This window comes from Mycobacterium palustre (assembly GCF_002101785.1).
Taxonomy (GTDB): Bacteria; Actinomycetota; Actinomycetes; order Mycobacteriales; family Mycobacteriaceae; genus Mycobacterium; species Mycobacterium palustre.
The window spans coordinates 149062-156771 of the sequence record NZ_LQPJ01000102.1; the positions used below are offsets into that span (position 1 = coordinate 149062).

General features: G+C 65.3%; 8 protein-coding genes. 2 read left to right on the top strand and 6 right to left on the bottom strand.

Translation table 11 applies throughout. From position 1 onward, the window contains the following. Positions 1 to 41: 41 nt before the first annotated feature. Positions 42 to 797, top strand: a complete 756-nt coding sequence (locus tag AWC19_RS14465) for a FadR/GntR family transcriptional regulator (protein WP_085078746.1) — start codon at positions 42 to 44, stop codon at positions 795 to 797. 15 nt (positions 798 to 812) lie between these two features. Here the strand turns inward: AWC19_RS14465 and AWC19_RS14470 are convergent, their stop codons facing one another. From AWC19_RS14470 to AWC19_RS14490, 5 genes are all read right to left on the bottom strand, one after another. Further along, on the bottom strand, positions 813 to 2003 hold the full coding sequence (locus AWC19_RS14470; protein WP_085078747.1) for an acyl-CoA dehydrogenase family protein: 1191 nt from the start codon (positions 2001 to 2003) through the stop codon (positions 813 to 815). A 5-nt stretch (positions 2004 to 2008) separates the two neighbouring features. Beyond that, a complete protein-coding gene (locus tag AWC19_RS14475) occupies positions 2009 to 3694 on the bottom strand; it encodes an AMP-binding protein (protein WP_085078748.1) in 1686 nt (561 codons plus the stop codon). Positions 3695 to 3765: 71 nt separating this feature from the next. Next, positions 3766 to 4575 carry an enoyl-CoA hydratase/isomerase family protein gene (locus tag AWC19_RS14480; RefSeq protein WP_085078749.1) on the bottom strand — a complete coding sequence of 270 codons (810 nt, stop codon included), beginning with the start codon at positions 4573 to 4575 and terminating at the stop codon, positions 3766 to 3768. Further along, a complete protein-coding gene (locus tag AWC19_RS14485; protein ID WP_085078750.1) occupies positions 4572 to 5552 on the bottom strand; it encodes a quinone oxidoreductase family protein in 981 nt (326 codons plus the stop codon). Before AWC19_RS14485 ends, AWC19_RS14480 begins: the two co-directional genes overlap by 4 nt. Before the next feature lie 42 nt (positions 5553 to 5594). Next, entirely contained in the window at positions 5595 to 6029 is a 435-nt protein-coding gene (locus tag AWC19_RS14490; RefSeq protein ID WP_085078764.1) for an ester cyclase, read from the bottom strand. Positions 6030 to 6346: 317 nt separating this feature from the next. On the opposite strand from AWC19_RS14490, the gene AWC19_RS14495 reads away from it, so the two are divergent. After that, positions 6347 to 7294 carry an NAD(P)/FAD-dependent oxidoreductase gene (locus tag AWC19_RS14495; protein ID WP_245848973.1) on the top strand — a complete coding sequence of 316 codons (948 nt, stop codon included), beginning with the start codon at positions 6347 to 6349 and terminating at the stop codon, positions 7292 to 7294. Positions 7295 to 7297: 3 nt separating this feature from the next. Here AWC19_RS14495 and AWC19_RS14500 read toward each other — a convergent pair. Continuing rightward, positions 7298 to 7710, bottom strand: a 413-nt coding sequence (locus AWC19_RS14500) for a transposase (RefSeq protein ID WP_196761794.1), incomplete at its 5' end; no start/stop codon positions are given.

Here is a 7710-nt window from a genome sequence, read left to right on the forward strand (position 1 = left end):
TGGTAATTTGGGTCAGACCATAAGTCCATTGAGGAGGCGTGATGGAAAGTGACGCGGCGCGGCCAGCGATCACGCTTGGCCCAGTGGACGTGCCAAAAGCTCCCGACGTGCTCGCGCGTGAGTTGCGAGAGCGGATCCTCAACGGCGAACTCCGGGAGGGCGCGGCCCTTCCTGCGGAACGCGAACTGGTCAAGCAGACGCAGATGAGCCGCGCGACGGTGCGCGAGGCGTTGCGGATCCTGGAGGTTCAAAACCTGGTGCGCGTCAAGGCGGGCCGGGCCGGCGGCGCGTTCGTCCAGCGCCCCAGCACCGCCTCCATGGCCAACTCGGTGACCACCCTCATCCGTGGCAGGCAGATCAAGCTGGCCGATCTGATGGAGACGCGCGAAGCGCTCGAGCCGTTCTGCGCTGAGCTCGCCGCTGCCAAGCGCACAGAAGCCGAGCTGGCTGCCCTCGATCGCGCCAACGAGGCGATCGCCGACCCGGGCGCCGAGCTGTCGAAGTTCCTGCAGGCCAACCTGGACTGGCACGTCGGGGTGGCGATTGCCAGCCACAACGAGCTTCTGATCGGTTTCATGACCGCGCTGTCGCAGGCTATCTATATGGGCACCGAAAATGCGGCTTTTATCGATGACTCGGTGCGCGCGGTGACCGCGCGTGCCCACAAGTCGATCACCAAAGCTATCCGCGACCAGGATGCCGAAGCAGCCGGGCGCAGGATGCGCAGGCACGTGCACAGCTACGCGTCGGCGGTACTGAAAGTCGATCAACGGGACTCGATCACGGTCGACGACTAGCACGGGCTAACCCTGTCACTCCCTCGGCATGCCGAGGATCCGCTCGGCGACGATGTTTCGCTGGATGAAGGTCGAGCCGCCGGCGATGGCGGTGCCACGCGCCTGCGTCGCCAGCCGCAGCCAGCGCTCGGCTGCGGCATCGGGACTCGGGCAGTCCTTTTCGGGTAACGAGAACTGCCCGTTCAGCTGCGACAGGGACAGGCCGAAATCGGCGATGTCCTCTACCAGCGGGCAGAAGTACAGCTTGCCGATCGAGGTGACCGGCCCTGGTGGCTCGCCACTGGCCGCCCCGGTGATGACTCGCTGGCTGATCAGGTAGTGGGTCAACGCTCGGCCGTAAAGATCCGCAATTTGTTGACGCACCAGCGGATCGGCGCCCAGTGGGCTGCCGTCCTCGGCGGTGCGCCCCGCGATTTCGGTGATCAGGTCGTTGACCGCTCGGGTCGTGTTGACGCGTCCGGTCGCGATGGCGACGCGCTCGAAGGCCAGGGTGCCCATGGCCACTTGCCACCCGCCGTCGATGGCACCGACAACGTCCTCGTCCGGAACAAAGACGTCATCCAGGAATACCTCGTTGAACTCGGCTTCGCCGAGCATATGCGCGAGGGGGCGGACCCGCACACCTGGCGCTGTCATGTTCAGGAGGAAATACGTGATGCCGCGGTGCCTGAGTCCGCCACCCGTGCGCGCCAACAGGATTGCGTGCGCCGCAAGCTGGGCCCGGCTGGTCCAGATCTTTTGCCCGGTGATGCGCCATCCGCCCTCGACCCGGACCGCCGCCGTGCGCAGCGATGCCAGGTCAGACCCGGCTTCGGGTTCGGAGAACAGCTGGCACCAGATGTGCTCGCCGGTGAGGATCGGCCGCAGATAGCGCTCCCGCTGATCCTGAGTCCCGAAGGCGATGATCGTTGGGCCGGCGAAATCTTCGCCGATGATGTTGAGACGCTCGGGGGCTCCTGCGCGATCAAGCTCCTCGGTGAACACGGCTTTGAGCTTGGCGTCGGCTCCGCCACCACCGAATTCTCGCGGCCATGACAAGCCGGCGAAGCCGGCGTCGAATTGCATCCGCTGCCAGCGTCCCCAATAATCGCGCTTGTCTTCCAGGCGCTGAGGTTCGGGTCCACCAAGTGCGGGCAGGGCGTCGTTGAGCCAGCTACGAACCCGCTGACGGAACTCGGCCTCGGCCGCACTGTCTTTGAGATCCATGGCCGCTATGGGGTGGCGCCGATGTGGTCTGACTTGACGGCGTTTGCCGCCCGGTCGCGAAGGACGTGCTTTTGCACCTTCCCGGTGGCCGTCATGGGCAGGCTGTCGACACAGAAAACCACCTCCGGAGTTTTCTGGATGGCGACGCCATGGCCGGTGAGGTAGTTCCGCAGCTCTTCCACGGTGGGCGCGGATCGGCCCTCGCGGGCGACTAAGAAACAGCCCACCCGCTCGCCCAGGCGATTATCTGGAACACCGATCACGGCCGCCGAGCTGAGCGCCGGATGAGCCGCAAGATGATCCTCGATCTCACGGGCACTGATGTTCATGCCGCCGCGGATGATGATGTCTTTGACGCGGCCGGTCACCCGAACGAAACCGTCGTCGTCCATAATGCCGAGATCCCCGGACCGAGACATGCCTGTCGGAGTGAACAAGGCGGCCGTCTCCTGCGGGTTGGCGAGGTAGCCGATCATGTGTGACGGGCCCCGATAAGCGATGTCTCCCTCGGTTCCACGCGGAACCTCGCGGCCCCGCTCGTCGACTATCGCCACCTCGTGGCCCGGCAGCGCCGCGCCGTCAGAGGTCAGGGCCCTGGATGGATCGTCATCGACGGTACATGTTGTGGTGCAAAGATTTTCACTTCTGCCGTATAGGCTGAGCACCTTCATTTTGGGCAGGGTCGCCGTCGCTTGTTCGACCACGGCTCTGGGGATGGGCGCGCCCGCGCACACCCACAATCGGAGGCCGGGTTCGTTGTCGCGTTCAGGATCGAAGACATTGAGCAACATCTGTAGGAAGGTGGTCGCCGTCACGGACTGGGTGCAGCCGAATTCGGCGATCTCGGCCAGGCCGCGCTTCGGTTCCCACTCGGCCATCAGATGGGTCGCCGCTCCGTTGAGCAGGGGCACGAGCACGCTGGTGACCAGCCCGGTGGTGTGGGTGACCGGTGACGGCCCGAACTGCACATCATCATCGGTATAGCCGAAGGCCTTGGACAGGCTGCGCGCCCCCGAGCAGTAGGTGTTGAAGGTGTGCACACAGCCCTTGGGTCGGGAGGTCGTGCCGGAGGTGTAGACGATTACGAACGGATCATCGGGATCCGGTTGAGCCGGCAGGTCAGACGAATTCGGCACGGTTTCAGCGCGAATGGCGTCCAAAGCGCTTACTGCGCTGTCCGTTTCGACCGCGATGTCGAGGGCGACGGCGTCCGGGCGTGCGACCACGATTTCGAAGTCCGGTCGCTCGCGCCGCACATCGCGGTACATGGTCAGATAGTCGAAACCTCGGAAGGTCGCCGGCGCGATGACTGCTCGCACCTCGGCGTGACGGGTTACATAGTCGACCTCATCGTGTCGGTAGATCGGCATGATTGGCACGGTGATGATGCCCAGCCGCGACAGCGCGGTGACCGCCTCGATGAACTCCACCCAGTTCGGTAGCTGAATCGCGACCGTGTCGCCGGCACGCCAGCCCCGCTCGTGGAACCCCGCGGCCAGCCGCAGGGCGGAATCGTGAACGTCGCGGTAGGTCAAAAAGCGCTGCCCGTCGGTGGCGAAGACCTTGTCGGGACGTTGGTCGACCTGTTTGACCAGCAGGTCGAACAGAGTTTCGTCGCCCCACAAACCGGCATCGCGGTAAGCGCGAATGTCGTCGGCCGTGTAGCGGTCGGTGTGTTTCCCCGGCGTCATCCTTACTCACCCTCTGTAAAATCTCCGGAAAACGTTATTATGGTCAGACCAAAACCGCAAGGTTGGCGAGCTCAGACGTTTCGCCACACCGGCGGCCTTCGCTCCTTGAACGCACGGACGCCCTCGGCAAGGTCGTCGGTGGTGAACGCCAGTGCGAGCTGAGCCTGCAGGTAGTCCAATGCCGCGTCCAGCGGCAGGTCGCGCGTCGCCGCCAACGCCTTCTTTCCGAGTCCCAGCAGCAGCGGCGACTTTTCGGCGATGGTGGCGACCCAGGCCCGCACGGCATCGTCGAATTCCGCGTCGGGAACCACCCGGTTCACCAGCCCAGCGGCGGCGGCCTCCGTGGCGGAAATCAGCCGGCCCGTCATCATCAGGTCGTTTGCTATGAGTCGGCCGGTGGCCCGGAAGATGAGTGCTGAGATCATGAATGGGAAGGCGCCCACGTTGACCTCGGGGCAACCCAGCCGCACCGACTCCTTGGCAATGACAAGGTCGCACGCCAGCGCGATCCCGAGTGCCCCGGCGAGCACGTCGCCATTCGCGGCGCATATCACGGGCTTGTCGATGGAGGTCAATGCCCGAAAAATGTCCGGAAACCGTTTGAGCCCAGCGTATTTCGCGATGGTGGGGCGGGTGTCGGCGAATGCGTCGAGATTTCCGCCCGATGAGAACACGCGTTCGTGCGAGGATGTCAAGACGATCACCCGCACGTCGGGATCGTCCGCGGCGCGGCCGAGTGATTCCATCAGCTCGTCGAGCAGCGTGTCCGACAGTGCGTTGCGCCGCTTCGGATCGTCGAGGATCAGGTAGGCCGCCGATGGCGCATCGGTGCCGGCACGCACGGGTCGCTTGCGGTAGTCGATCAAAGACGTCGTGGTCATGCGTGCTCCAATACGGTCTTCCCGAATCCACTCGATGACTCGAGGTGCGCATGTGCGTCTGCGGCGTCGTCCAGGGAAAACACCCGGTCGATGAGTGGCGGCGGTACGCGGCGTTCGGTCAGCAGCTGCAAAAGACTGGTGAAATCGCGGGTGCTGCCCAACGTGGTTCCCAAGAGGTCGTATTGGCCGAAATAGAACTGTCGCACATCCATGGCGGCGGTCTGGGACGCGCTGGCACCGAGGACCACCAGCCGCCCTCCGGGACGCAACGCGCGCACCGACTCGGCCCAGCGACCAACAGGATCGAGCACTAGGTCGAATCCGGTGCCCGCCGGTGACAGGGCGCGAGCCTGCTGGAGCCAATCCGGATCGCTGTGCAGCACACCGCCGAATGCGCCTTCGGCGACGGCGCGCGCGATCTTCTCGGGCGAGGACGACGTAACGGCGATCGACGCGCCCACGTGTGACGCGAGTTGGACTGCCATGGTGGCGATTCCGCCACCGGCGCCCAAGACCAGCATCGATTCGCCCGCCCGCAGCCGGCCCCGGGTGAACAACGCGCGGTAGGTGGTCAGGCCAACCAGCGGCAGCGCCGCGGCTTGGAACCAGTTGTAACCCTTCGGTTTCGGGGCGAGGCAATTCTCTGGGACGCTTACCAATTCGGCGTAGGTCCCGGGCAGGCGGTCGCCCAGGATGCACCAGCCAGGCGCGGGGGCGTCGTTGCGGTCGCCCCAGTAGAGCGAAGGCACGATCATCACGTCCTCGCCGGTGTCACGCCTCACCCCGGCCCCATCGGCGCCTATCACGTGCGGCAGTGGCGAAGCGTAGAGGCCCTGTCGAACCAATACGTCGTGCCAGTTCAATGCTGCGGCACGCAGTCTGACTACCACCCAGCCGGGCCGCTCGATCGGGTCGGGGAAGCTGTCCGGCCTCAACACCTCGGGTCCACCGAACTCGTGAATCACGACGGCCCGCACGCGGTCTCCTTCCGTTCCCGACCGTCGATGGCGCTGTCGGGTTCAGGCCAGGCCGAGTTGCGTCATGAGTGTCGCGACGTTCCAGTAGGCATGCACGGCTACCGCGCGGCCGTCGTCGTCGATCTGCCAGATGTCGGTTCCCATGACGTCGAACGGGCGCCCGGTGGGTGGCACACCAGGAGGAAAGCCTTCTCCGGTGTGGGTGCCGACCATCCGCCACTCCTGCGAGACCCGCCGGTTGGCCGCGTCGACTAACGGCTCCCCTAAGGGGTGAAAGGCCAGATCGGGAAAGCCAGACCACGCCGCGGCGAAGAAGGCGGCGACGTCGTCACGGTTGGTGATCGGTCCGGGCAGCCCGGGATCCTGCCAGTCGACCCCGTCGGCGATCACGCTCAACGCGGTGGCGATGTCACGCTGACCCCAGGCGGCGAAATAGCGAGCCGGATAGGCGGCAAGGTCTGCGGTAGTGAGTGGCATGGTCACATCCCTTCAGCCGCGCGTTTCGGCGGCGTGCGGCCAACCGTAACGGCGGTCTCGGGTTTGGTTCGTCCCCCCTACGAGGGTTTTTCCAGCCACGTTCGGATGGGTCGAGCCGGACCGGGGGCGTCTGATTTGCATCGATGGATTGGTGCGAACGCCGCTGGTGTCGGTTTGCCACGTTATCCAGGCCACCCCGTTCGGGCGGCACGATGTCACTCGAAAGGGTGGCGCGCTCGCGACGATCCCGTCAGCACACTTGACTGGAGGACAAGCGAGAGGCCGCGGGCGACGCGGCATGTGGAGGTTGGGTAATCGTGGTCCTGAGCAACGACCAGTTGCCTGCGACGATCGAAGAGACCGACGTGGTGATCGTCGGCGCTCGGCTGGCAGGTACGGCGACCGCCGTGCCGTTGGCCCGGGCGGGGCTGGAAGTGGTCGTGCTGGATAAGGTTCGCTTCCCGTCCGACACGTTGAGCACCCACGCGTTGGTTCCCAGCGGTGTCCAGGAGCTCCTGATGATGGGCGCCCTGGACCGCGTGCTGGCACTGGGTCCGGCCAAGCCTCGTTACCTCGCGGTCAACGACGGGCCGGTGTCGTTTCGGGAACGCTTCCGTGAGTTCATGGGCATCGACTTCGGTTTGTGCATACCGCGCGACCAACTCGATGTGCTGCTGGTCGAGACCGCACGCGCCGCCGGTGTGGATGTGCGCGAACGCTGCAGCGTCGAAGACGTGGTGTGGCGGGGTGAACGTGCCGCGGGAATCCGTTACCGCATCGGCGGCCGGCCTGACCACGTGCACGAGATTCATGCGCAGGTGGTGGTCGGCGCCGACGGCCGCAGATCACGGATGGCGGCGGCGTTGGGAGTTTGGGAGCCCTATCGAGGGTCGAAGAACCTGCGCGGCTTTGCCTTTCGGTACGTCGACGACCCGGTGGGCGCCCAAGGACAAGACGCCTTCGAGATTTACCGAGCCGAGGGCAACATGGCTTTGGTGCTGCCCAGCTGCCCCGCCGGCCGGGCGACGGTCGTGCATATGTGCGACTCGAAGGACATCCCGCGGTTTCGGGCGCAGCCGGAGGAGATCTGGCAGGAGAAGCTGGCTCGTGATCCGCGCCTGCGTCAGCGCATCGGAGACGCCACGAACATGAGCAAGCTGCGCACTACCGATGACCTGTCGGCCTTTTACCGTCGCTCCAGCGGGGGTCACGTCCCGTGGAGTGGTGTAAGAGCGGTCGCGTGTCCGCGTGTGGCTCTGTGGTAGCCACTATGCCGTGAGAGCGGCTGTGGGGGCAATGGTTTCGGCACTTTGGTCACTGACGTCGAGCAGAGCGAGGCTGGTCTCGGAGAGGTAGCGCTTGTCGGCGACCTGCCATTCGTCGTGGGCCTCAACGAGTACCGAGCCGGCCAGCCGTAACAGCGCGGCGGGGTTGGGGAACACGCCGACGACGTCGGTGCGGCGTTTGATTTCCTTGTTCAATCGCTCCAGTGGGTTGGTTGACCAGATCTTTTTCCAGTGGGCCACCGGGAAGTCGGCGAAGGCGGTGATGTCGGCGGCGGCCTCGCGCAACATGGTTTCGACCTTGGGGAACTGGCGGCCGAGCATGCCGGCGATGGTGTCGAGTTGTTCGCGCACGTGCTCGGCGTCTGGCTGGGCGAAGACGGTGCGGATCGCGGCGG